The sequence below is a fragment of the Bradyrhizobium sp. CCBAU 53421 genome, assembly GCF_015291625.1.
In the GTDB taxonomy this organism is placed as follows: domain Bacteria; phylum Pseudomonadota; class Alphaproteobacteria; order Rhizobiales; family Xanthobacteraceae; genus Bradyrhizobium.
Genome location: NZ_CP030047.1, coordinates 1191230 through 1215633, shown reverse-complemented (window position 1 = coordinate 1215633; position 24404 = coordinate 1191230). Strand labels below are relative to the sequence as shown.

At 64.6% G+C, this 24404-nt stretch carries 25 protein-coding genes and 1 tRNA gene; 4 read left to right on the top strand and 22 right to left on the bottom strand.

What is annotated here, in order from left to right:
• Window positions 1–38: 38 nt before the first annotated feature.
• Window positions 39–611: a disulfide bond formation protein B gene (locus XH92_RS05615; RefSeq protein ID WP_246788268.1), complete on the bottom strand. Its 573-nt coding sequence runs from the start codon at window positions 609–611 to the stop codon at window positions 39–41.
• Between the two features lie 157 nt (window positions 612–768).
• Here XH92_RS05615 and XH92_RS05610 point away from each other — a divergent pair.
• A tRNA-Leu gene (locus tag XH92_RS05610) sits at window positions 769–853 on the top strand.
• A gap of 134 nt (window positions 854–987) precedes the next feature.
• Here XH92_RS05610 and dhaK read toward each other — a convergent pair.
• The 14 genes from dhaK to XH92_RS05540 form a co-directional block, all read right to left on the bottom strand.
• Window positions 988–1971 carry a dihydroxyacetone kinase subunit DhaK gene (gene dhaK / locus XH92_RS05605; protein ID WP_194458349.1) on the bottom strand — a complete coding sequence of 328 codons (984 nt, stop codon included), beginning with the start codon at window positions 1969–1971 and terminating at the stop codon, window positions 988–990.
• 133 nt (window positions 1972–2104) lie between these two features.
• Window positions 2105–2530: a hypothetical protein gene (locus XH92_RS05600; protein WP_308444385.1), complete on the bottom strand. Its 426-nt coding sequence runs from the start codon at window positions 2528–2530 to the stop codon at window positions 2105–2107.
• Window positions 2520–4139, bottom strand: a complete 1620-nt coding sequence (gene ptsP, locus XH92_RS05595) for a phosphoenolpyruvate--protein phosphotransferase (RefSeq protein ID WP_194461125.1) — start codon at window positions 4137–4139, stop codon at window positions 2520–2522. Before ptsP ends, XH92_RS05600 begins: the two co-directional genes overlap by 11 nt.
• A gap of 1 nt (window position 4140) precedes the next feature.
• Window positions 4141–4443 (bottom strand): HPr family phosphocarrier protein, encoded by a 303-nt coding sequence (locus XH92_RS05590; protein WP_371817951.1) that lies wholly within the window; start codon window positions 4441–4443, stop codon window positions 4141–4143.
• A gap of 32 nt (window positions 4444–4475) precedes the next feature.
• A complete protein-coding gene (gene dhaM, locus XH92_RS05585; RefSeq protein ID WP_092118687.1) occupies window positions 4476–4868 on the bottom strand; it encodes a dihydroxyacetone kinase phosphoryl donor subunit DhaM in 393 nt (130 codons plus the stop codon).
• Window positions 4865–5488: a dihydroxyacetone kinase subunit DhaL gene (dhaL, locus tag XH92_RS05580; protein ID WP_194458347.1), complete on the bottom strand. Its 624-nt coding sequence runs from the start codon at window positions 5486–5488 to the stop codon at window positions 4865–4867. The genes dhaM and dhaL overlap by 4 nt, the downstream gene beginning before the upstream one ends.
• Before the next feature lie 21 nt (window positions 5489–5509).
• Complete coding sequence (locus XH92_RS05575; protein WP_194458346.1) at window positions 5510–6535, bottom strand: ABC transporter ATP-binding protein; 1026 nt, start codon at window positions 6533–6535, stop codon at window positions 5510–5512.
• A complete protein-coding gene (locus XH92_RS05570; protein ID WP_194458345.1) occupies window positions 6528–7625 on the bottom strand; it encodes an ABC transporter ATP-binding protein in 1098 nt (365 codons plus the stop codon). Before XH92_RS05570 ends, XH92_RS05575 begins: the two co-directional genes overlap by 8 nt.
• 4 nt (window positions 7626–7629) lie before the next feature.
• Complete coding sequence (locus XH92_RS43795; RefSeq protein WP_371817950.1) at window positions 7630–7758, bottom strand: hypothetical protein; 129 nt, start codon at window positions 7756–7758, stop codon at window positions 7630–7632.
• A gap of 68 nt (window positions 7759–7826) precedes the next feature.
• Entirely contained in the window at window positions 7827–8789 is a 963-nt protein-coding gene (locus XH92_RS05560; protein ID WP_194458343.1) for a carbohydrate ABC transporter permease, read from the bottom strand.
• Window positions 8786–9760 carry a carbohydrate ABC transporter permease gene (locus tag XH92_RS05555; RefSeq protein ID WP_210345537.1) on the bottom strand — a complete coding sequence of 325 codons (975 nt, stop codon included), beginning with the start codon at window positions 9758–9760 and terminating at the stop codon, window positions 8786–8788. The genes XH92_RS05560 and XH92_RS05555 overlap by 4 nt, the downstream gene beginning before the upstream one ends.
• Before the next feature lie 75 nt (window positions 9761–9835).
• Window positions 9836–11194 carry an ABC transporter substrate-binding protein gene (locus tag XH92_RS05550; protein WP_194458342.1) on the bottom strand — a complete coding sequence of 453 codons (1359 nt, stop codon included), beginning with the start codon at window positions 11192–11194 and terminating at the stop codon, window positions 9836–9838.
• 576 nt (window positions 11195–11770) lie between these two features.
• Window positions 11771–12154: a c-type cytochrome gene (locus XH92_RS05545; RefSeq protein ID WP_194458341.1), complete on the bottom strand. Its 384-nt coding sequence runs from the start codon at window positions 12152–12154 to the stop codon at window positions 11771–11773.
• A 16-nt stretch (window positions 12155–12170) separates the two neighbouring features.
• Window positions 12171–14126, bottom strand: a complete 1956-nt coding sequence (locus XH92_RS05540; RefSeq protein ID WP_194458340.1) for a thiamine pyrophosphate-binding protein — start codon at window positions 14124–14126, stop codon at window positions 12171–12173.
• A gap of 671 nt (window positions 14127–14797) precedes the next feature.
• Between XH92_RS05540 and XH92_RS05535 the strand changes: the two genes are divergently transcribed.
• Window positions 14798–15049 carry a hypothetical protein gene (locus XH92_RS05535; RefSeq protein WP_097673702.1) on the top strand — a complete coding sequence of 84 codons (252 nt, stop codon included), beginning with the start codon at window positions 14798–14800 and terminating at the stop codon, window positions 15047–15049.
• 468 nt (window positions 15050–15517) lie between these two features.
• On the opposite strand, the gene XH92_RS05530 is transcribed toward XH92_RS05535, so the two are convergent.
• Window positions 15518–16150 (bottom strand): TetR family transcriptional regulator, encoded by a 633-nt coding sequence (locus XH92_RS05530; protein ID WP_194458339.1) that lies wholly within the window; start codon window positions 16148–16150, stop codon window positions 15518–15520.
• A gap of 93 nt (window positions 16151–16243) precedes the next feature.
• On the opposite strand from XH92_RS05530, the gene XH92_RS05525 reads away from it, so the two are divergent.
• A complete protein-coding gene (locus XH92_RS05525; protein WP_194458338.1) occupies window positions 16244–16909 on the top strand; it encodes an O-methyltransferase in 666 nt (221 codons plus the stop codon).
• Here the strand turns inward: XH92_RS05525 and XH92_RS05520 are convergent.
• From XH92_RS05520 to XH92_RS05510, 3 genes are all read right to left on the bottom strand, one after another.
• Window positions 16889–18271: a TRAFs-binding domain-containing protein gene (locus XH92_RS05520; RefSeq protein ID WP_194458337.1), complete on the bottom strand. Its 1383-nt coding sequence runs from the start codon at window positions 18269–18271 to the stop codon at window positions 16889–16891. The genes XH92_RS05525 and XH92_RS05520 overlap by 21 nt on opposite strands.
• A gap of 12 nt (window positions 18272–18283) precedes the next feature.
• Window positions 18284–18868 carry a hypothetical protein gene (locus tag XH92_RS05515; RefSeq protein WP_210345536.1) on the bottom strand — a complete coding sequence of 195 codons (585 nt, stop codon included), beginning with the start codon at window positions 18866–18868 and terminating at the stop codon, window positions 18284–18286.
• Between the two features lie 112 nt (window positions 18869–18980).
• Complete coding sequence (locus XH92_RS05510) at window positions 18981–20120, bottom strand: patatin-like phospholipase family protein (RefSeq protein WP_194458336.1); 1140 nt, start codon at window positions 20118–20120, stop codon at window positions 18981–18983.
• Between the two features lie 395 nt (window positions 20121–20515).
• On the opposite strand from XH92_RS05510, the gene XH92_RS05505 reads away from it, so the two are divergent.
• Entirely contained in the window at window positions 20516–21940 is a 1425-nt protein-coding gene (locus XH92_RS05505) for a toll/interleukin-1 receptor domain-containing protein (protein ID WP_194458335.1), read from the top strand.
• A gap of 41 nt (window positions 21941–21981) precedes the next feature.
• Here the strand turns inward: XH92_RS05505 and XH92_RS05500 are convergent, their stop codons facing one another.
• The 3 genes from XH92_RS05500 to XH92_RS05490 form a co-directional block, all read right to left on the bottom strand.
• Window positions 21982–22710, bottom strand: coding sequence for a hypothetical protein (locus XH92_RS05500; RefSeq protein WP_194458334.1), 729 nt, complete (start codon window positions 22708–22710; stop codon window positions 21982–21984).
• A gap of 109 nt (window positions 22711–22819) precedes the next feature.
• Window positions 22820–23062: a hypothetical protein gene (locus XH92_RS05495; RefSeq protein WP_194458333.1), complete on the bottom strand. Its 243-nt coding sequence runs from the start codon at window positions 23060–23062 to the stop codon at window positions 22820–22822.
• A gap of 306 nt (window positions 23063–23368) precedes the next feature.
• Entirely contained in the window at window positions 23369–24346 is a 978-nt protein-coding gene (locus tag XH92_RS05490) for a nitronate monooxygenase family protein (RefSeq protein WP_194458332.1), read from the bottom strand.
• Window positions 24347–24404 lie beyond the last annotated feature (58 nt).

The following is a 24404-nucleotide window of genomic DNA, read 5'->3' as shown; positions in this document are numbered from 1 at the left end:
TCCTCAGGATGACGGATCAACAGGAAGCGCTCTGGACCTCAGGCCTTCGTAGCCCGCATCACGCCCCAGCCGGCGATCACGGCCATCAGCAGCGAGATCAGCACGTTGTAGCCGGCGAGCGAAATGCCAAGGAAGCGCCACTGCACCTCGTCGCAGCGGACCACCTTGACCTTGTCGAGCTGATCCAGCAGCGAGCCGGCCTTGCCGAAATCCACCATCGGGCCGGTGCAATCGGTCGGTCCCTGCCAAAATCCCCATTCGACCCCGGCGTGGTAGGCACCGAGCCCGGCATTGGCGAGCGCGGCGAGGCCGAGGATGACAAGGCCAGCGAGCAGCACCGGGCGCGCCGCGCCACGGGCGGCCGCGAACGCCACCACGGCGCCGAGCGGGACGGCGAGGTAATAGGCATAGCGCTGCTCGAGGCAGAGCGGACAGGGCATGATCTCCAGCACGAGCTGGAAGAACCAAGCGCCGGCCAGCGTCGCGGCCGCGATCACGGCAATCGCCAGGGCCGAGGTCAGCGCCGGATTGCCGGCGGCGGAAGCATCCGACGGATGGGCGGTGGCGAGCGTCACGGCAGTCCTCCTGCGAGCATCGTTAGGGAGGGTCATGGCCCTTGCTCCATGCTCAGACCGGGTCGTATCGCGCCAAAATATCGCTGTCGAGGCGCGGGACAATCACATCCGCGCGGGTTGACCGTGACGGGCCGCCCGCTATAGTCCGCCGCGCTTCGCGACCCGGGCCGTCTCGGCCCGGACCATCGCGAATGCCCCTGTGGCGGAACTGGTAGACGCGCTCGACTCAAAATCGAGTTCCGCAAGGAGTGCTGGTTCGATTCCGGCCAGGGGCACCAGCCTTCGCTGCTTCGCAGCCACGGCTCGGCAAGCCAGGCGCATTCCATCGATGCGAAGCGGCGAAGGCTGTCCCGCCGAAGCCTTGGCGAAGGCGGACTGGCTCAACGAAGCCCCATGCCGACACCGGCAGCTATCACCATTTCAATGCGGCCGTGCGCACCGGGGCGTCCCACAGCGCGGTCGTCTCGGCATCGAGCAGGCTCACGGTGAGCGAGCAGCCGGCCATGTCCAGCGAGGTGACGTAGCTGCCGACCAGCGAGCGCGCGATGCGCAGGCCGCGCTGCTCGAGCATGCGGCGCGCCGCGTTGTACATCAGATAGAGCTCGATCGTCGGCGTGCCGCCGAAGCCGTTGACCAGCAGCAACGCCTCGGAGCCTGCCGGCGCCGCGAGGTCGTCGGCGATGGCGGTCGTCATTTCCGACGCGATCGCGTCGGCTTCCGCAAGCTTGACGCGGCGGCGGCCCGGCTCGCCGTGGATACCGACGCCCATCTCCATCTCGTCCGCGCCGAGCGCGAAGGTCGGCGTGCCCGCAGCCGGAACCGTGCAGCTGGTCAGTGCCACGCCCATCGAGCGCGTCCGCGCGTTGACGCGCTCGCCGAGCGCCACGCAGGTCTTGAGATCGGCGCCCTTCTCGGCGGCCGCGCCGACGATCTTCTCGACGATCAAGGTGCCGGCGACGCCGCGACGCCCGATGCTGTAGGTCGATTTCTCGACCGCGACATCGTCATCGGTCACGATGGTGGCGGTGCGGCCTTCGGCGATCTCGGCCGCCATCTCGAAATTCATGCGGTCGCCGGCATAGTTCTTGACGATGAACAGCACGCCGGCATCGCCCGCGACCGCCTGCGCGGCCTCGACGATCTGGTCCGGCGTCGGCGAGGTGAAGACCTGGCCGGGACAGGCGGCATCCAGCATGCCGTAGCCGACGAAGCCGGCATGCAGCGGCTCGTGCCCGCTGCCGCCGCCCGAGACCAGCGCGACCTTCTTGCCGTTCAGCTCGCGGCGGCGAACGAATTTGCGCTCGGCACCCAGCACGACCAGATCGGCATGCGCGGCCGCGAAGCCGTCGAGGCTCTCGCAGAGTACGTTATCGACCGCATTGATGAACTTCTTCATGGTGTCCTCCCCGCTTCGTCCAAAGCTTCGTTCCGATCAATCGGAACGAAGCTCCAGGTTCTTGTTTTGACGCGTTTTCTTCACGCGAACCGGTATCCACTTCGCTCGAAAACGCTTTGGTTGGCGTTTTCGCCTATTTTTCCCGCATGATGCCGATCAGGCGCCGCGTGAATTCCTGCAGCAGCGCGTCGAGCTCGGCATTGCGCTTGGCGCTGCCGAGATCCGGCAGATGCAATGTCAGCGTCCGCTCATGCGATCCTTCGCTCAGCCGGCCGACGCGACGCGGATGCGCGCGCGCATAGGCGCGCAGGAAGGCGGTCTTCGCCTGCGGCGGAAAGTGGCAGACATCGAAGATCGTGTTGAGGTGCTGCACCGGGATCGGCACCGGATAGGCCGGATTGCTGATCTGGCTGACGAAGCTGCGGTTCTTGCCCATGGCATGGGCGAGGCGCAGCCGCATGCCGGACGGGCGGCTCTCCAGCACTTCCTTGAAGATGCGCTTGTAGGCCGCAACCGCGCCGGCTTCGGGCGCTTCATCGGCCGCCGTGTCAGCCAACACTGCCTCCGCTGCTCAGCCGGTCGATGGTCTGCTTGATCTGCGCCAGCGCCGACGGGTTCACGGACAATTCGCGCAGGCCGCAATTCAGCAGCGCGGGAAGACAGCGCGGATCACCCGCCATGTCGCCGCACAGGCTGACGCCGACGCCGGCGCGGCGGCCGTGCTCCGCGGTCCGCGCGATCAGTTCGAGCACTGCGGGATGCAAGGGATCCATCAGGGGGGCGAGAGCTCCGTTGGAACGATCGCAGGCCAGCACATACTGCGCGAGGTCGTTCGAGCCGATCGAGAAGAACGACGCCTTGAAGCTCGAGACCGCCAGCGCCGCCGCCGGAACCTCGACCATGATTCCGAGCTCCGGGAGCATCGCGGCAATATCGTCCGCCTGCAAGCGCCGCACGATATCGGCGAACAGCTTACGTCCCGCTTCGAGCTCGTCCGCCGACGTCACCATCGGGAACATGACCTTGAGATTGCCGCGCACCGCGGCGCGCGCCAGCGCGCGGAGCTGGACGGCAAAGATCTCGGGCCGGGCGAGGCAGAGCCGCAAGCCGCGCACGCCGAGGAACGGATTGGCTTCGCCATCCAGCGTGAAGCCGGGCACCGGCTTGTCGCCGCCGGCATCGAAGGTGCGGATCGTGACCGGCCGCTGGCCGGCCCAGCGCAACACTGCATCATAGGCCTGGAATTGGGTCTCCTCATCCGGCAGGTGGCTTTGGCCGGCGAGCAAGAATTCGGTCCGCATCAGGCCGATGCCGTCGGCATATTGCGCATCGGCATGATCGAGGTCGTCGACCCGCTGGATATTGATCAGGAGCTTGATGTGCTCGCCGCGCCACGAGGCCGTCGGCCGCCGCAGGATCGCGCGGGCCGAGGCCCTGCTCTTGCGGTGACTCTCGCGCCGCTTCTCGAAGATGCGCACCTGCTCGGCGCTGGGATCGAGCTCCAGCGTCGCGCCCTCGCCGTCGAGCAGCGCCGTGGCACCGGCCTTCGGGATGGCGCCGAGCTGCACGACCATCGGGATGCCGCGCGCACGCGCCAGCATCGCGACGTGGCTGGTCGGACTGCCGTGCAGCAGTGCCAGGCCGCCGCCGCCGGACCAATCGATCTCCAGGAAGCGCGACGGCGGCAGGTCGTCGGCACAGACGACGCCTCCGCTCGGGATCTTCAGCGGCTCGCCCGCATCGCCGCGCAGGATGTGGATCACGCGGTCGCGCAGGTCCGCAAGGTCCGACGAGCGCGCCTGCAAATACTCATCCGCCGCCGCATTGTACACCGCGATCTGTTCGTCGAGCGTCGAACGCCAGGCGACGTCGGCCGGACGCCCCTCGCCGATCGACGCGAAGATCGCCTCGATCAGATCCTCATCCTCGAGCAATGCGACCTGGAATTCGAGGATCTGCGCGGCTTCGCCGCCGGCGCTGGCGGCAAGATCGGCGATCTGGCCGCTTGCAAGATCGATCGCCTTGCGCAGAGCGAGCGCCTCCTCGACCAGCGTGCCGGCCACCCGCTCGCCGCCCGCGCCCGCATCGACGCGGACCAGCGGGCCACGGGCAAAACCGATCGAGGCGGTCCTGCCGCGATAAGCCGGTCCTGCAGCGCCGCCCTGCATGCTAGCCTGCTCCATCCGGAAAATCGCTGGCGACCAGATCGACCAGCGCGGCGACGGCAGCCTCGGCATCGCTGCCCGACGCCTTGATCTCGATCGTGCTGCCGTGCGCGGCGCGCATCGCCATGATCTTGGCCACGCTCTTGGCATTGATCCATTCCGGCGCACCGGCGACCCGGACCGAGATCTGCGCCTGGAACTTCTTGGCAAGCTTGGTCAGCTTGACCGCCGGGCGCGCATGCATGCCCACCGCATGCACCAGCCGCACATTGCCGGTGAAGATCTGTCCGTCCGCTCTATCAAGCATGCTCATCATCCATTCATCGCATCGCCGACATCTCAGTCGGCAGAGAGTTCCTCGGCCACGGCCTTGACCTGGGCCAGCGAGCTGCCGCCCGCCGCCTCGGTCGCCGCCATCACGGCGCCCTCGACGATCGGCGCGTTGCAGACCACAACGAGATCGCGCCGCGCAGGCTCCAGCATCTCGACCGCCATTTCGCTGTTGGTCTCGGCGCCGCCGAGATCGACCAGCACCGCAACACCCTTCGGCGACCAGGCGTCGTTGATGGCGTCGATGATCAGCGGCACGCTGGTGCCCAATCCGCCGTCCGGATTGCCGCCGCAGAACGCCACCTTGACCTCGCTGCCGACCATCTGCCGCACCATGTCGGCGGTTCCCTTGGCGATGTCGCTGGAGTGCGAGACGATCACGATCCCTACGGTATCGGTCATGGGCGCGCCTCCAGGCCGGCGCACACCGCCTGCACCAGCACGCAGCTCGACCGCGCGCCGGGATCGACATGCCCGACGCTGCGCGCGCCGAGGAACGAGGCGCGTCCCTTGGTAGCCTGCATCGGCGCGGTCCGCTCGACCGCCTCGGTCGCGGTGCTGCGGACCCGCGCAATCAGATCCGGCTGGCCGGCCGCCGTCTTCAACGTCTCCAGCACGGGAACCAGCACATCCAGCATCGTCTTCTCGCCGACCTGCGAGCGGCCGCGCGCGCTCACCGCATTCACGGCGCTGCCGAACACCTCGGCGAGATCGTCGGGCAGGTGCTTGTCGTGCGACAGCGCCTCGCCCGCAGCAAGAAAGAAGCTGCCATAAAGCGGCCCGGAGGCACCGCCGACCGTCATCACCAGGGTCTTGCCGATCATCTTCAGCGCTTCGTCGAGCGGCTGCGCCGAGATCGCATCGAGCTTGCCGAGCACGGCTTCGCAACCACGCTTCATGTTGGTCCCATGGTCGCCATCGCCGATCGCCTGATCGAGGCTCGTCAGCTCCGGCGCGCTGGCGATGACCTGCTCTGCGGCCGCCTTAACCAACGACTTGAATGTCTCAGGTTGCACCGACATCTCCTCGATCCTCTCGCCCCTCTAATGAACCGCCGCGGCAATGCGCTGCCCCGCGCGGTCGAAACACAGCGGATGCACCAGATGCAAGTCGACCTCCTGGCCGGCCTGCAGCGGCTGATGCGGATCCGCCAGTGTCACCAGCGTCTCGCCCTTATAGTCCAGATGAATATGATTCTGCTCGCCGAGGTGCTCGACCCGATGCACGCGACCGACCATCTGCCCGCCATTGCGCATGGCGAGCTGAAGATGCTCGGTGCGAATGCCGACGGTCTCGGTTCCGGCCGGCACCGCGACATCGGCGAGCAGGCGCGCCGGCAGGAAGTTGATCTGCGGCGTGCCGAGCCGCGAGGCGACATAGCTGCTGGACGGACTCTCGTAGATCTCCCGCGGCGTGCCGAGCTGAAGCAACTGGCCGTCCCTGATCACGCCGATCCGCGAGGCCATCGTCATCGCCTCGACCTGATCGTGGGTGACGTAAAGGATGGTCGCACCCAGCTCGATCTGGATCCGCTTGAGTTCGAGCCGCAGCTCCGCGCGGAGTTTCGCGTCGAGCGAGGACAGCGGCTCGTCCATCAAATAGATCGAGGGATCGCGCACCAAAGCGCGGCCGATCGCGACGCGCTGCATCTCGCCGCCGGACAGCCGGGTGGCGCGGTTGTTCAGCTTGCTCGCGATATGCAGCAGCTCCGCGGTCTGCTCGACGCGCTTGCGGATGATCGGCTCCGCAACCCGCCGCGCCGGAGAGCGCAGCGGAAACGCCAGATTGTCGTAGACCGTGAGATGCGGGTACAGCGAATATTGCTGGAACACGAAGGCGATATCCCGCGAGCCGGGCGGGTCGTGCGTCACGTCGCGGCCGTCGATCATGACGGAGCCCGTGTCGGGGCTCTCCAGCCCGGTGATCAGCCGCAGCGTCGTGGTCTTGCCGGCGCCGCTCGGTCCGAGCAGCACCAGGAACTCGCCGTCGTTCACCGTCAGCGAGAGGTCGCGGACCGCTTCGACCGCGCCGAAGCGCTTGGTGACGTTGCGCAGGGTGACGTCAGCCATGGCGCGGGCCCTCCTCGCTCGCGGTCCGGATCGCACGGCCGCTACCGATATCGAACAGCGCCAGCCGCGCCGCATTGAATTCGAGACCGATGGTCTCCCCGATCCGCACCGATGCGCTGGACGGCAGCCGCGCCGCGACCCGCCCGTAGGCCGTGTCGACGGTGACGATCTGGGTGGTGCCGAGATATTCCGCGCCGAACACCTCGCCGCGAACGGCGCCCGCGTCGGCGAAGCGGATATGCTCGGGACGGACGCCGAGCGCCAGCGGCGCGCTGGCGCGGTCCTCGCGGATCTCCGGCACCGCAAGCCTGGTGTCATGGAAGCTGACCGCGCGATCGCCGGATCGCAGGCCGCCCTCGAAGTGCAGGAAGTTCATCGGCGGCGAGCCGATGAAGTCGGCCACGAACATGCTCGCGGGCCGGTCATAGACCTCCTGCGGCGTGCCGATCTGCTCGATGCGTCCCTTGTTCATGACCGCGATCTGGTCGGCCATCGACATGGCCTCGAGCTGGTCATGCGTGACATAGACCGTGGTCGCCTTGATGCGGTCGTGCAGGTCGCGCAGCTCGCCGCACATCAGATGGCGAAACTCGGCGTCGAGCGCGCCGAGCGGCTCGTCCATCAGGAACGCCTTCGGCCGCCGCACCATGGCGCGTCCGAGCGCGACGCGCTGGCGGTCGCCGCCCGACAGTTTCGAGGTCTTGCTCGACAGCAGATGCTCGATCCGCAGCATCCGCGCGGTCTCCTGCACCCGCTCCCGGATCTCGCGCCTCGCCATGCCCTGGCATTTCAGGGGGAAACCGATATTCTCCCCGACATTCATGTGCGGGTAGAGCGCGAACAACTGGAACACGAAAGCGATATCGCGCGCGGCGGCACGGTGGAACGTGACGTCCTCGCCATCGAGCAGGATCCGGCCTTCGGTCGGCAGCTCGAGGCCGGCGATCATGCGCAGGGTGGTGGTCTTGCCGCAACCGGACGGCCCGAGCATCGCGAAGAACGTGCCGTCGTCGATCGTGAAGGTCGAGCCTTCCACCGCAGTGAACTGATCGAACGACTTGCGCAGGTTTTCGATGCGGATCTGTGCCATGGCCCTATTCCGGAAAATGGCTGACGATGACGAAGCCGACCGTGCCGGCCAGGATCGTCACGAAGGAGTAGCTGTAGAGATCGATCGACCAGGGCTGCACCAGCATGATGATGCCGCCTCCGATCAGGGTCATCGCGACGGCCTCCCACGGCCCGCGACGGAACCAGCGCGCTACGCCACTTTTGGCAACCATTGAGCCGCTCATTTGCGCACCGCTCCGAAGGTGATGCCGCGCAGCAGATGCTTGCGCAACAGCACGGTGAACATGACGATCGGGACGACGAACAGCGTGGTCGCGGCGGCGACCGCCGGCCAGTCCTGCCCGCCCTCGCCGATGATGAAGGGGATGAAGGGCGGCATGGTCTGCGCCTCGCCGCTGGTCAGCAGCACCGCGAAGGCGTACTCGTTCCAGGAGAAGATCAGGCAGAAGATCGCGGTCGCCGCAATTCCCGTGACCGCCTGCGGCAGCACCACCTTGCGCAGCGCCTGCAGCCGCGTGTAGCCGTCGACCAGCGCCGCCTCCTCATACTCGCGCGGAATCTCGTCGATGAAGCCCTTGAGCAGCCAGACCGCGAGCGAGACGTTCACCGCGGTGTAGAGCAGGATCATGCCGAGCCGCGTGTCGGTCAGATTGAGCTGCCGGTACATCAGATAGATCGGGATCGCCACCGCAACCGGCGGCATCATGCGCGTCGAGAGGATGAAGAACAGCAGATCGTCCGCCAGCGGAATGCGGAATCGGGAGAACGCATAGGCCGCGAGCGTGCCGAGGAAGACCGCGAGGAAGGTCGAGCCGAAGCCGATGATCAGCGAGTTGACGAAGCGCGGCACGACCTTGGACGGTCCGGCGATCACCATGTCCCGCTTGCGCACCAGCTTGTCGTACCAGGTTTCCGGCGGCGGCAGCTTGGCGATGAAGTCCGGCGTCTGGCGCGTCCGCACCGTGAACAAGTTCACATAGCCCTCGAGCGTCGGCTCGAAGATCACCTTGGGCGGATAGGCGATGGCGTCGCTCTGCGACTTGAACGCGGTGGCGACGATCCACAGCAGCGGCAGGATGGTGATCACGGCATAGAGGATGACGAGGCCGCCGGCGAACGCCTTGGCGCGCGGCGAGGCTTCGACGATCGAATGCGCGGTGGATCTGGTGGCGGCAGCGGTCATCGTTGCTTCACCTTGTTGAGCGTCTTGACGTAGATGTTGGCGGCGCCGAACACGGTCACGAACAGGATGATGGCGAGCGCCGAGGAATAGCCGGTGCGCCACTTCTCGAACGCCGCGCGCTTCAGCGAGATCGACACCAGCTCGGTGGTCGAGCCCGGCCCGCCCGAGGTCAAGAGGTTGACCATGTCGAACATCTTGAAGTTCTCGATCGCGCGGAACAGCACCGCGAGCATCAGGAACGGCACCGTCATCGGCAGCGTGATCGACCAGAACTGCCGCCACGCCGACGCGCGATCGACTTCCGCGGCCTCATAGATGTAATCGGGGATCGAGCGCAGCCCGGCGAGGCAGATCAGCATGACGTAGGGCGCCCACATCCAGGTATCGACCAGCACGATGGTCCACGGCGCCAGCGACACCTGCCCGGTCATGCTGAACGAGCTCGGCGGCACGCCGGTGAACAGGCTGATCAGGTGGTTGAACGGGCCGATCTGCGGCTGCAGCAGCAGCGTCCAGAAATTGCCGACCACCGCCGGCGACAGCATCATCGGCAGCAGGATGATCGTGGTCCAGAAGCTGTGGCCGCGAAACTGGCGGTTGATCAGGAGCGCCAGGCCGAAGCCGACGACCACCTGCAACGTCACCGACGAGATCACGAACTGCGCCGTGGTCTGCAGCCGGAACCAGACGTCCTCGTCGGCGAGGATGTCCCTGAAATTGTCGAGGCCGACGAACCGCAGCGGCAGATAGGACATGCTGAGGTTGAGGTTGGTGAACGACAGCCGGATCATCCAGATCAGCGGAAAGATGTTGATCGCAAGCAGCAGCGCGATCGTCGGCGCGACGAACAGCCAGGCGATGGCGCGGTCCGACAGGCCGTGGACGCGCCGGGCGGCGCGGGATTTGGCAGGCGTGCTCACGCCTGGGATCGTAGCATGATCGGGTTGCAGGATCGTCGTCATCGTGTCCATCGGCGGGGCTGGGCTGGTTCGGATTCCCCGAGGCGGCCCTCGGGGAATCCAGTTCAGGTGGAGTACGGGCGCCGGCTATTGCGAGGCGACTTCCTTGCCCTGCTCCTTGAACACCTTGGTCCAGTCCTTGACCAGGAGATCGAGCGCCTGCTGCGACGTGCCCTTGTCGGCGACGACGTAGTCATGCACCCGCTTCTGCATGTCGAGCAGCAGCTGCGCGTAGGACGGCTCGGCCCAGAAGTCCTTGACGATGCCCATCGACTCCAGGAATTGCGGCGCGAACGCCGCGCTCTTCGGGAAGTCGGGGGCGTCGACCACCGCCTTGAGCGCCGAGTAGCCGCCGATCTGCCACCATTTCTGCTGTACGGCAGGCTGCGCGAACCACTTGATATAGGCGAGCGCGTCGTCCTTGTGGTCGGAGGTTGCCACCACCGAGATGCCCTGCCCGCCGAGCTGGGTGAAATGCCCCTTGGGACCTGCCGGATTGACGAAGAAGCCGATCTTGTCGCCGCCGACATTCGGGTCCTTGTAGAGGCCGGGGAAGAAGGCGAACCAGTTCATCTGCATCGCGACCTGGCCGGACTTGAAGGCGTCGAGACCTTCCTGCATGTAGGCGTTGGTCATGCCCGGCGCCGTGCAGCACTTGTAGAGCTCCTTGTAGAACTCGAGCCCCTTGGCCGCGTCGGCGGAGTTGACGATGCCCTGCATCTGGTACGGCTTCTTCGGATTGTCGTAGGCGAAGCCGTAATTGTAGAGCACGTTGGTCACGCCCATCGTGATGCCTTCCGAGCCGCGCTCGGTGAAGATGTAGGCGCCATAGACCTTCTTGCCGTCGATCTCGCGGCCTTGGAAGAACTCGGCGATCTGCTTCAGCTCGTCATAGGTCTTCGGCGGCGCCAGATCGCGGCCGTACTTGGCCTTGAACGCGGATTGGATCTCGGGCCGCGAGAACCAGTCCTTGCGGTAGGTCCAGCCCACCGCGTCGGCCATGGCCGGCAGCGCCCAATAGTTCGGCGTGTTCTTCGGCCATTGCGAGTAGCCGACGACGGTCGCCGGAACGAAATCGTCCATCGAGATCTTCTCCTTGTCGAAGAAGTCGTTGAGCTTGACGTACCACTTGTTCTCGGCGGCGCCGCCGATCCACTGGCTGTCGCCGATGATCAGGTCGCAGAGCTTGCCGTGCGAGTTGAGCTCGTTGAGGAAGCGATCGGCGTAGCTCGTCCAGGGGACGAACTCGTACTTCATCTCGATGCCGGATTGCTTGGTGAAGTCCTTGCCGAGCTCGACCAGCGCGTTGGCCGGATCCCATGCCGCCCAGCACAGGGTCAGCTGCTTGCCTTGCGCTGCGGCTTGCCCGCCGCCGAGACCCCCGAGCGCGGCGGCCGCAACGACCGCGGACGCCACCGTACTGCGTAACCATCCCAATCTTCGCATATCCAATTCCTCCCTATCGTTGAAGCACCTAACTCGCCCGGCGCATCCGCGCCGGATCGACGCCGAGACTTTCGAAACCGAGTTGATGAGCGATGATGGGAGACGAGACTGAACGCGTCCGGAAACCGGGTCCGGATGGCGAGGCTCCTCCCACACATCAGCTCGATGCGCGATGTTTATCGTTTTTGTAATACTAAACGTATTACTAAATTCAGGAACCCGTCAAGCCGATTTTCTTGCGAGCATCAAGGAAGGCTGCCGCGCTATCCTGCGGCGGATATTTGCCGCAATGCACAAGTGCCGATAGCGGAGAATGCCCAGCACCTGGCTCTGCCGGGTGTTTAGTGGATCATTTTACTGAACGTTCAGCGCAACGACGAGGCGCCTTGCTCACGTCCGTAACGCTCTCCGACACGGGCGATCGCCGAACATCCGATACGCACCGCCCCGTCAACGCAAGGCGAACGCGATTGAACCCAATCGATCGCGGAGACTGATCAACGAGTCTGTGTTGCTTCGCGTGGCGCCGCCAAGGTCGAAGCGTGCCCGGCGAAGCCAAAGCCCGCGCGAACTGCCTCACTGGTTCAGGATCGGCGGAATATCCTTGGCCGCCTTCGGTCCCGGCAGCGAGCTGAGATAGGCGTGGATGTCGGCGGCATCCTTGTCCGGCAGCACGTCGGCGGAGAACGACGGCATGTCGTTGGGCGCCTCGCGCAGGAACGCGATGAAGGACCCCACCGGCAGCGCGATCTGCGCCAGCGCCGGCGTCAGGTAATTGAAACGGCCGCCCTGCCCGGCGCGGCCGTGGCATTCGAAGCAGCCGTCGGCAAGATAAAGCCGCTTGCCGTTGACAGGATCGCCGGCCGGCGCATCCTCGGCGCGCGATGCGACGACGTCGCCGAGCGTGAACGCCCCCGCGATCGCGGCGATAGCGGCAAGGCGCCTCACAGATCCACTCATCATCGCCATCTCCGCTTCACCGCTGATCCATCACGACGTCGAGCAGCGCCGGCTGGCCGCCCTTGACCATGGCGATCGCGCGCTTCAGCGCAGGCGCCAGCGCATTGGGATCGCTGATCGGTCCCTCGCCATAGACGCCGAACCCCCTGGCGACGGTCGCATAGTCGACGAGAGGATCCTTGATCGTGGTGCCGATATCGGCGTTGGTGATGCCGCGGCCGTGGCGCGCAGCCATCGCCTGCAGATACATGTATTCCTGATGATAGGCGCGGTTGTTGTGCACGATGTAGAGCATCGGGATCTGGTGATGCGCGGCCGTCCAGAGCGTCGACGGCACGAACATGAAGTCGCCGTCGCCGCCTATCGCAACCGTCAACCGTCCGTGCCGCTTGTTGGCGAGCGCAGCGCCGAGCGAAGCCGGCAGCGTGTAGCCGACACCGCCGCCGCCGGAGACGCCGTTCCATTGATACGGCTTGGTGAAATTCCACAGACGATGCGGCCATGACAGGCCGATCGAGGTGCCGACCAGCGACCAGTCCTCATCCTTGATCTGGCTGTAGAGCTCGGCGCACAGCCGCGCCGTGGTGATCGGGCTCGCGTCCCAGCCGATCGTGGCGTCAAGCTTCGCCTGCTCGACGGTGGCGAGCTTGGCGGCCGCGAGCTTCTTGCCGCGCGCGTCGAACGCCGTCTTGCGTCCCTCGTCGATCCGGCGTTTGACCTGCTCGGTCAACGCCGGCAGGCTCGCCTCGGCGTCGCCGGCGATGTCGAGATCGACCTCCTGATAGCGGCCGAGGTCCTGGTAATTGGCCTTCATGTAAAGGCCGCGGGTGCCGAGCGTGACGATCTTGGCGGTCTTCTTGGTGCGCGGCTCCGACGTCCGCACGATGCGATCGTGGAAATCGCTGAGCGAGCCCCAGATGTCGTTGACCTCCATCGCCAGGATCAGATCGGCCTGCGACAGGATCGAGCGGCGGAACGACTGGTTCAGCGGATGGCGCGAGGGGAAATTCATCCGCCCGTAATTATCGATCACGGCGCATTGCAGGGCTTCCGCAAGCTCCACCAGGCGCGGCATGCCGGCGGGCGTGCGCGCCATCCGGTCGCACAGGATCACCGGATTGTCTGCCGCGACCAGCATCCTCGCGAGCTCGGCCAGCGCCGCATCGTCGCCCTGCGGCGCCAGCGCCGGGGTGAATTTCGGGATGCGCAGGCGGTCGCGGCTCTCGATCGGATTTTCCTGCAGCTCCTGGTCGAGCGACAGCATCACCGGCGCCATCGGCGGTGTGGTTGATATCTTGTAGGCACGCAGCGCGGACTCCGCGAAATGCTGCAGCGAGGCCGGCTGGTCGTCCCACTTGACGAAGTCGCGCGTCAGCGCCGCGGGATCGATCGCCGAATGCGGCCATTCGGCGCCCGGCGCGCGCTTGTCGGCTTCCATGATGTTGCCGCCCATCACGATGACGGGGACGCGGTCGCACCAGGCGTTGTACATCGCCATCGATGCATGCTGCAGACCGACCACGCCGTGGCAGATCATGGCGAGCGGCTTGCCCTCGATCTTGGCGTAGCCCTGGCCCATATGCACCGCGATCTCTTCATGCGGGCAAGTGATGATCTCGGGCTTCTTGTTGCCGCCGTGATTGATGATGGCCTCGTGCAATCCGCGGAAGCTCGAGGCGCAGTTCATCGCGAGGTAATCGATATCGAGCGTCTTGAGCACGTCGACCATGAAGTCGCCGCCGCTCGAAGTCTGATTGACCGGATCGGCCGGCGGCGGCAGCGCGTCCGCAGCCGCAAGCCTCGGCCCGGGCGGCGCGGCTTTGGGACGCTGGTCGGAAACGCTTGGCATCGCGGTGTTGGCGGCCGCAGGGGCAGCCAGCGCCGCCGCACCGGCGACGGTAGCGCCCTTCAGGAAATTGCGGCGGCCGGGATCGAGCGCGCCTGCGCGGCGCGAGTCGCTGCGTTTCGACATGGCTTCCTCTCCGGGAACTTAGACCAGATGCCTACGAGCTCATTGCTTGTTGCTATTAGTGTCGTCCTGAAGCTCCGGAGCCGTCAATACACAGACGCGTAAGCGTGCTGCTTTTGGCTGAGGTGCTCCGCGAAATCGGCATCGGAAGAGGAAGGCGTCGCCGGCGCCTACCGCGACAGCACTGCGATCAACTCGACTTCGATCGATGCGTTGCGCGGAAGCTGCGCGACGCCAACGCTCGTCCGAGTTCCGCGCGAAGCGGCACCCAAGAACATGCTCTCGGAGCAATTCTGCTGGCGTCAGCGCTTCGCGAGGCGCTTCAGATCCGCGCAGAACATGTCGGTCATGTCTCTGCCGCCAGACGGGATTTAGCGGCCATATTTTGGCCATAGCCGGTTTCTTAAAGGCGCGGGCGGGCCATGTCCCCGCTTCTGTTTTGCGTCGCCTGACCGATGCGGTCGCTTCGCAACCAAATCGCAGATCATCGCTGCGCCCCTCCCACAATCAGGATGGTCTGCCAACAACAATAGGACTTTGTAATGCGTAAAACTCTTGCGGCTGTCGCCGTGCTCCTGGCCTTCGCCTCATCTGCTGCTGAAGCTCGCGGCCGTCATCACCACCATCGGCACTATGCACATTCCGGCCGTCCCGCTGCGTGGTGCGGGTGGTTCATGCGCACGCAGGTCGGCAGCGATCCCGGTCCGCAATACAATCTGGCGCGATCCTGGGCGCGATACGGCAGCAATGCAGGAGGCCCTTCGGTCGGCGCGATCGTGGTCTGGCGTCACCACGTCGGCAAGATCGTGGGTCACGAGAATGGCCAGTGGATCGTCCAGAGCGGCAACGACGGACATGCCGTGCGCACGCGGCCGCGCTCGCTGGCCGGCGCCATCGCGTTCCGCAACGCTTACGCTTCGTTCTGAAGCATGATCCGGAAAAGTGCGAAGCGGTTTTCCCTCGCGACAAACGCGAAGCGTTTGCGCGGAGATCATGCTCAAACAAACAGCTAATGCGCGATGACGATTCAACCTTATCTCACGGCGCATTAGGGAACTCACGAACGCTTCTGCTGATATGCGAACCGGCGACGTTCAGCGGTATACGAACCGTTCATCATCGCAGCTTACGCTCAAGCGGGGTTTCGCCCTGAAGCCCTCAGACGGGCGCCGTCGCCTGCGTTGACCAGGCGGCGGCGCCTTTTTCAGGAATCATTGGCTTGCCTCGGAAACCGAAAAAAGTTGCGACGGCCTCCCAGGCTGCTTCGTATTGGTCCGCCGCTTACGTCAGTTTCTGCAACGGCGTCGCCGTTTCCGCTGTGACCGGCGGCGTGCTCGGATTTCTGTTGGTCGCCAGGCACTACCTTTGAACGACGGCCGGACTGACAGCGCGCTTCAGCGCCTTCCGAGACTCCTGAGATATGCGCAGAACATGTCGGCCATCGCGTCGGCATAGCTCGCGATCTCGGCCTGACTTCGCGGGCTTTCGGAAAAATTCTTGCCGACCGAACTCATCGTCGTCGAGATGAGGTCGCCGGCCGTCGCACGCACGGCATCTGACGTCTTCGGCAACGCCTCGCGCATGAAGACTTCGACGATGCGCTCGCCGGATGCCCTCACCTCGCGGGCCTCGGGCGCGTCGCGATAGAGCGGCGCGGCGTCGTTGAGTGCGATGCGCACTGCGGCCTCCTCGCATTCGGACCGGATGAAGGCGTGCACCAGCGAACGCAACCGCGCCAATGGCGGCCGCGTGCGGTCTGCGAGAATGCCGCGCAGCAGGCTGGAGTTCTGCCGCCACTCATCGCTCTGCAGCCGGAACAGGATCGACGCCTTGTTCGGAAAATACTGGTAGAGCGAGCCGATGCTGACGCCGGCCCGCTCGGCCACCCGCGCCGTGGTGAAGCGCTGCGCGCCCTCCTTCGTCAAAACCTGAACAGCAGCATCCAGAATCGCCGCGACGAGCTGGGCCGACCGGGCCTGCTGCGGTTGTTTTCGTGAGGAAATTGAAGAGCTTCGCCGTTCGGTCATGAACGCCCTGGGGAATGCGAGTAGCGAATGCGAATAATTATTCGTATTTCTGGCGGGGCGCAAGGATGCGCTGCTTTTTGACCGGAGACCCCCATGATCACCCTCGTTTCACCTGAGCTCGCGGGCCTGCTCGACCGCCTGTTCAAGCAAGCTTCCGCCGCGGTGGAGGAAACCCGGCGCGCGGTGGCCGACCTTTCCGACGAGGAACAGGCGGGCCTGATGCGCAGCAGGACCGACTACCGCGCGCTCTACAGCCGCTTCAACAATGTGCCGCTCGCGGTCTCGCGCGAGACCGGAGCGCTGCTCTACATGCTGGCGCGCGGCGCACGGGCGCGGACCATCGTCGAGTTCGGGACCTCGTTCGGCATCTCGACGCTGCACCTCGCCGCGGCGCTGCGCGACAATGGCGGCGGCCGGCTCATCACATCCGAGTTCGAGCCGTCCAAGGTGGCGCGTGCCCGGGATAATCTCGCAGCCGGCGGCCTCGACGACCTGGTCGAGATCCGCGAGGGCGATGCGCTGACGACGCTGCGCACCGGCCTGCCCGATGCGATCGACGTCGTGCTACTCGACGGCGCCAAGGCGCTCTATCCCGACATCCTCGATCTCGTGGAGAGCCGCCTGAAGCCGGGCGCCTTCGTCGTCGCCGACAATGCCGATTACAGCCCCGATTATCTCGCACGGGTGCGCTCGCCGAAGAGCGGTTACTTGTCGGTGCCGTTCGGCGGCGACGTCGAGCTATCGATGCGGCTGGGCTAGCGCGGATGCCGGCGAGGCGCGCGATGCTGGACCCTTGATCTTGTCGATCACTGCGGACAGCCGCGCGCGCTTTGCGGCATCATCGACATGCTTAAGACTGTCGCCGAGGTCGCGAAGAACACTGCTCACCTTCCATTTCGCTTGGCCCTCGGCAATCACCTGCACCGCCAACTCCTCGGCCTTGTCCGGGTCACCGAGATCGAATGCCGCAGCAAGCAGCGTTGGGCGCAGCCATTCGTCGGCGAGATTCAGCGTTCTGGCGCGCTCACAAGCAGCAATCGCAGATCGCACGGCGTCTTGTGCAAGACTCTCATCACCCTTCTCGGCACGGGCGCGATAGAGTCGAGGCAGATTGCTCGAGCAGTAATAGGCATTGAGATCGAGCCGCATTCCTCGTTCATAGCAGTCGATTGCCTGGCTGCGGCGCTGCTGGCGATCGTCATCGTCCGTGGCATCGTCGGCGAGGCGCTTATAACGACCGCCCATCAGGCCAAGACGCTCCGGAGTTGGCCCTGCGAAATCGATCAGTGTTTGAATTTCAGCAATTGCGTCGATGGGATTGCCAACTTGAGCAAGCGCAAACGCGCGATTTTCCTGCACTTCCGGCTCGTTGAGGAAGCGCTCAGGAAGCTTGCATATGTAATCGAGCATCAGGCTCCAATCATCCTTGCCATCGACGCAGTCGCGCAATAGCAACAGCAACGCGAGCGCCTTCGAATAGCTGGCGGGCGGATTACCTTCAGCGGCGATCAATTCCAGGGAGCGCTTCATGCGGTCTTTCTCAGCCGCCGCGCGCACCGAGCGTATCTTGGTCTGAAACGCGGCTTGCTCCGCGAGTTGGCCTCGCATCGTGATGGCCTTGCGCGGGTCGACCTCGTCGGGATAGCCCGGGATCGACTGATTCATCGGCGATATCCCGTCGGCAAGCGCCTTGATGGGATCTTTGATCGCCGCTTGCATGGCGGCGGCGGTTGCCGGTGTTATTTCTCCCTCGGGCAGCGGGTAGCGGACGGTCCGCATCTGCACGACGTCGAACAATTGCTTGGACCAGTCGGCCGCAAGCAACACGCACCCGGTCTTTTGCGATGCGTGGCGAATGCCAACCTCGTAATAGACGTTGCCGTTCGGAATCGTCATGTCAGCCAACACGAGATCGGCGAAGTAGATCCGCTCCAGCATTTCGCTGACGATCAACGCGCTGGTGTCTTGATCGGCGCGCACCGGTTGATAGCCCAGTGCCTTGATGGCCGGAACGTAAGCCCGATCCCATAGCGCGTTAAAGTCAATCTCAGCTGGACCAAACTTGGGGTCAGCCTGGGTCGGCTTGCGGCCGTAAGGCATGATCATGAAACACGACGGCATTTTGCATTTCCTTCAGTCCCACAATTTTTTCGTATCGAGCCAGTAAACCCACGTCGTCTTGCGTCCCGCCTCGTCCATCAGGTGCTTGGCGCCGCCGGGACCATCGCCGCCTTCACCGTTCCACAGGCAGATGAAGGCGAGCTTCTTGTCGCCAAACCGGGCGGCGCGTTCGAGCATCCATTGATTGTCACGCTCGTAGGCGTTTTGGCCGGCCGGCAGCGGACCCAGTTGGTCCGGCATGACATGGAGCGTTGCGCTCGATTTCGCTGCAAAATAGCGGGCGCGCCAATCGCCGCCGGCGAAATCAACCGAGCCGGCAAGAAACGTCGGCTCGTCGAACGGAATATAGATTTCAAGTTGCATGCTCTGCGCGAGCGCGGCTTCCGCAAACAGCAGATCGCCGCCGCAGGCGCCGCCGCAAATGGCGAGATCGCCTTTGGTGACACCGATCTTTGCAAGCGCATCAGCGATCGCAGCGGCCGCAACAGCCTCCTTGTCCGGCGGAAAGCGTGGGGTTTTTCGATCTGACGCATCGATCATGTGCCCGCTGAAGAGAACCACCGTATTCGGTGATTTGGCGTCCTGTTCCGTGGCCATCGCGACACCTCGACTCATGATTGGATCATTGTGTCCAGGTGACGAACTTAACTGAAGGCGAATTCCTTGTCGAAACCGGGATCGGAGTGTCGTGACACCGTTCAACGCGCCATCACGCGAGATCGAAGGCCGACGGGAAATGTTCCGGCCTGACCTGCTCCTTCGCGGCGAGTTGTCCGATCGCGGCGAGTTCATCCATGTTCTTCGGGTCGTCCATCGCTGCGACCTTCGCAAGCGCGTCCGGCGTCCGCTCGATGCGGAGCTTCTCCTTCAGCCAAGCCGTTTCCAGCAGCACGTTGTAGCGCGCATAGGTCGCGAGTTGCGGCCCGTTCTGGCTGTCCGCGATCATATCCGTCACCGCGCGATCGATCGGCCACGGCGTCAGGCAGTTGGTCAGCCACTGCAGCATGCCGTGATTGTGCCGGCTGCAATCGTCCATGAGCGATTGCAGCGAGCGCACACCCTGCTCCGCCGCCGGCATGTGAAGGATCTGCTCCGTCGGGTAGGTCGACCTGAATACGCCGGTACCCGCGGAGATCAGCAGGAGCTTGTCCTTGCCGGTATGCCAGCGAAAGCCATGGCCATGGAGTGCCGCGAGCATCAGGAGTTGCAGGGCCGGATCGTTGAACGGGCTGACGCCGCCGTCGACGAAGGCACCGCTGACCGTGTGGCCGTCGCGTGCCGAGATCGTGATCTCCTCCGGCTTGAAATAGGTTGGCGCCGCAGTGCTGGCGCGAACCACTTGCGTCAGCCGCAACGCGCCGTCCTGCTTGGCAAAGACCGCGTCCGGATTGTTATGCAGCGGCCATGGACTGCCGGTGTCGAGGCGCTTGGTCATGATCATCAGGCCGGTGCGGATGCGGTCGCCGCCGATCACCGTGTCGGCGCCGAGCTGCGCATCGAGCGCGTGCTGCAAGGCGTCGGAATCGAATTTCGGCGCCACCAGCCCCCGCCGCCAGAACGATTCCTGGAAGATATCCGTGCCGATCGAGCGATAGAGCTTCTTCAGGGCGTCCACGGTCATGCCGCAGGCAAGCCCTGCGGCGATGATCGACCCCGTCGAGGTACCGCCGATCAGATCGAAATAGTCGCACAGCAACAGGTCGTCGTTCTTGTATCGCGCGCGCAACTGCGTCTCGATCGCGGCGAGATATTCGAGCGTCAGGATGCCGCGAATGCCGCCACCATCGAGCGCCAATATCCGCTTCGGTCCGGCTTCACGATCAAGGTGCTGCTGCTTGGTCTTCGGCATGACTGCCCCCGACTATGACGTTTGCTGATCTCGATACGGCCGACCGATCACGGCCGAAGGCTCAATCCGTCGCGCGCCCTCGCGCGAAAGGCGCCAGGCATGAAATGAAGCGATGCGTTCGAATCGACACATCAGCTGAGTTTCGAAAAATTTTAGCAGTCCATCCCGGAGCACGACAAGGATCGCGCGCCGGTTCCCTGGGAATCTTGCACATGGCACACCCTAAGGTATAGTGAGATACATCACTGGTTGGCGGTTTTTCTTTTTCGCGCCCGGCGATCGCAGATTTCAGAGACGAGCTATCATCCGGTCCGCGGCAGGACGTGCAGCCGCGGCATTCGGCCGATGAGACGCGGCCAGCCGTCGCATATGATTCATGCAGATCGGATTTTGCCATGCCAAATGATTTCTCGGTCTTCATCAGCCATCGCGCCGAAGACAGATTTCTCGCGCGTCTGTTGAAGGCGCGGCTCGAGTATCTCAGCAGCCTGGACGGCCAGCGTTCGGTGGAATGCTTTGTGTGCGAGGAAATTCCCGGCGGCACGGAATGGCGCCAATGGATGATCGACAACACGGCGAAGGCCGACTGCCTGATCTTCATTCACACCAATGCCGAACACAATTGGACGTGGTGCGCGTCCGAGATCGCCCAGTTCGACGGCTACAAGCGCGCGCTGAAGCTCTTGTCAAAGGTGCTGTGGTTCTCGGTCGATAGCTCACCCTCGTTTCCGATGCTGGCGGAGAACGAGTTTTACGGGATTGGCGAAGACGACGTCCGGCGGTTTCTCGAAGATCTGTTCGTGAGGCCGACCTTCGGCATCGCTCCGCTCAGGCCACGACTGAATGCCAACCACGCGCGCGACTTCAACGAGGCGGCAAAGGACCTGCACGCGCAGTTCATGCAGATCACCCGCCCGGAAGAACTGTTTCGCCTGCGGCTCCGCATCGTGTTCAGCGACGAGCTGTCGTTCCGGCAGAAGGCCGATGCGCTGAAGGCATTGCCGCCCTCGGACCGCGCGCGCGGCTTCCTGACGGATGCGAAACTGGAGGCGGATCCCGCCACCACCACGCTGTTGTCCGGCCCCGATACGGCCGCGCTCGACTGGGAGGACCTGCTCAGCGCCCAGAACCGCTACGACAGCGGCGCCTGGCTCGACGAGTTGACGAGCTACGTCGCGCACTCGTTCTCCGACGTGGACATTGCCAGCCGGCGAAGCCGCGAGCAGGTGCTCAGTCCGATCTTCCGCGATTTGAAGCTTTACCAACCGGTCATCGCGCGGCTCGAATATCTCGACAACACGCCGTTCTCGGTGGTCATCATCTTCGTGCCGATGCCGCCATTCAGCGAGGATCCAAGGCTGATGGTCGCGCAGAACATGCCGAAAGACATCGTCTTCCTCTCGATCCTGCTGCGCCTCGCGCGGCGCTTCCGATGGTCGTTTCTCGAGCCGCTGTACAACGCGGTCGAGAATTTGGACGATGACTTCACCGCCAAGCGATGGGACGATCTGCTGCAGCGCTACCACGAATGCCTGGAAAACCTCGATTCGATCCTGCGACAGGGCAACATGCGCGAACTCGAGACCGTCGGCGACATCAAGTCGACGATCAACATCTCCGACGACGCTCTCTTGAAGGAGATGTTCAAGGATTGGGGGACGTTTCAGACCCGGCTTGCGCAAGCCATCGAGAAGAAGTCGCCGGGCGATGTGCGACAGACGCTGGAGCCCTGGCTCAAGCGCAACAAGGACTTCATGAAGCAACTGCTCGTCGAAACCCAGGGCAAGGTGGACAAGCTGCGTCCGCTCGAAGCCCATTAGGGCCTATTCGGTCCTAATTGAATCAGGACCGAAGCCCGCGCTCAAATCATCGAGGCGACGCGCTCGAGGCCGATCAGGCGCGCCAGCGAACGGACCTCGTTCTTCTGATCCTCGCGGAGCTGGAACAGCAGTGGCATCGCGGCCGACTTCAGCTGCTGGACTTCCTCGGAGTCGGGATCGATCGGCATGTTGCCCGACGCAGGATCGCCCTGGCGCTTGGCGTGGATCTTGCGCGCGACGGCACGCAGCGCGGTCTCAACCGCCGGCCAGTAATATTCCTGCGACGACGACAGCTTGAGCCGGTCCTTGATGCCAGCGATCTGCGCGTCGCTGAGCAGGGCGTAAGTCTTCTGCGGCGCCGGCTTGGCGGCAGCCTTGGGCTTCGGCGGGGCGGTCGGCGACGGCGCGGCGGGCTCGGCGACCTTCGGCTGAGCCGCATCGACGGGGTCATTGAGCTTCGGCAGACCGATATCGGCAGGCTCGGCGGAGGCATAGGCCTGGCGCACGGTATCGGTCGCGCCCGGGATCGCGGCTTGCGCCCGCAGCAGGAGCGGCGACGGACTGGCTGGAGGCTCCACCGGCTGCGGCGTCTCAAAGGAGGCCGCGGCAAGCGTCGTGACCGCGAGCTTGTCTTGCTTGCTGGCGCGATTGGCGACCGGACCGATGTCGGCCTGCGCCGCCGGCAGGCTGTCACGGCCCAGAATGGCTGTTATCGCGGCGCCGGCGAGGAGAAGGCAGGTCAGCGCGGCGAGGGTGATGGCTCTGGTCAAAAACTACTCCATTGCCGGCCGGTGTCACCGCAAACTGCGCGCGAAATGCGGCGTTAGCGTGCCGTGACGGCGCCAAATAGGTGAAATCGTCCCGAAACGGCCCGAAAAATCAGGCCGCGGCGTCAAGCTCATAGGCTTCCTGGATATCGGCGACGATCTCATGCGCGGTCCAGAGGGCACCGGGCTGGATCGAGTGCATGCTGACCGTCCAGTTGGTGCGGCGGGTGCGCGGCGTGCTGACGATGTCGAATTGGACCTGACGGCACAGCGGATGCCGCTGCAGGGCGTAGAACACCCGGGTCCGCAGTTCGTCGAGCGATGCCGGGGTCTTGGAAAGTGCCTCAAAAGCCATGTCGCATTCCCACAACTGCCGGGCGGCTGGCCGTCGCGGCGGACCATCCCGTGACGCATAGTTGGGACTGGCATGGTTAATGCCGCGTTAAGCGAACAGGCGGGATTGGGTTGAGCCGGAGCGGTGGCGGACGCCCACCTCTCCCTTGGGAGAGGTCGGCGCGCAGCGCCGGGTGAGGGATTACGGTCTCTCGTTAGAACCGCAGCCCCTCACCCGATTTGCTGCGCAAATCGACCTCTCCCCGTCGGGGAGAGGTGAACCGTATCCGCGGCCAAATCATTTTAACCTAACTTCATCCCGATCTGGTCAGGCGAGCCGCACCCGCTCACTCGCCGCCTCGTACTCCGCGACCGTTTGCGCGACGAGTTCGTCGACGCCAACCACCCCGGTCACCCCCGAGGTGGAATGACCGCCGCTCCAGATATCGCGCCAGCGCTTCGGGCGGTTCTCGCGGGCGCCGATGTCGATGTCCTTGCCGATGTCGATCGCGCCGCGCGCCGGCAAATCGTCGGGATCGAGCCCGGCGGCCTCGATCGAGGGCCGCAGCATATTGGTCTGCAAACCCGTGAAGGCTGTCGTGAGCAGGATGTCGTCGGCGGTCGCCTCGACCAGCATCTGCTTGTACCTCGCGTCCGCCATGCTTTCGCGCGTCGCGATGAACTTGGTGCCCATATAGGCGAGATCGCAGCCGAGCGCCTCTGCGGCGCGCAGCGCGTGACCGTCGCTGATGCCGCCGGCCAGCACGATCGGGCCGTCGAAGAATGCGCGCACCGCGCGGACGAACACGAACGGATTGAGCCAGCCGGTCTGCCCGCCGGCGCCCGCGGTAAGCAGCACGAGCCCGTCGGCGCCGGCTGCGACCGCACGCTCGGCATGACGGATCGAGGCGACGTCGGCAAACACCAGCGCGCCGGCATCGTGCAGAGGTGCAAGCACGGGCGCAGGTGAACCGACCGAGGTAATCACAAGCTCGGGCTTGTGCCGCAACAGCACCGCGAGGTCCTGCTGCAGCCGCGTGTTGGAGCGATGCACGATCAGGTTCGGACAGATCGGCGCCGCCGCCCTTCCGCTCGCGTCGACATGCACCTGCAGGCGGCGCGCGATGTCGCCGAGCCACGCATCGAGCTGTTCCGTCTCACGGCAATTCACCGTCGGAAACGAGCCGATCACGCCATTGCGGCAGGCGGCTACCACCAGTTCGACGCCCGACACCAGAAACATCGGCGCGGCAATCAGCGGCAACCGGAGGCGATCGCGAAAGCGCGCAAGAAGATCAGCGGACAAGTCGTTTCATCCCTGCATCATTGTGTTAGCGTTATCGCCAACATTGGCACGCAAGAGG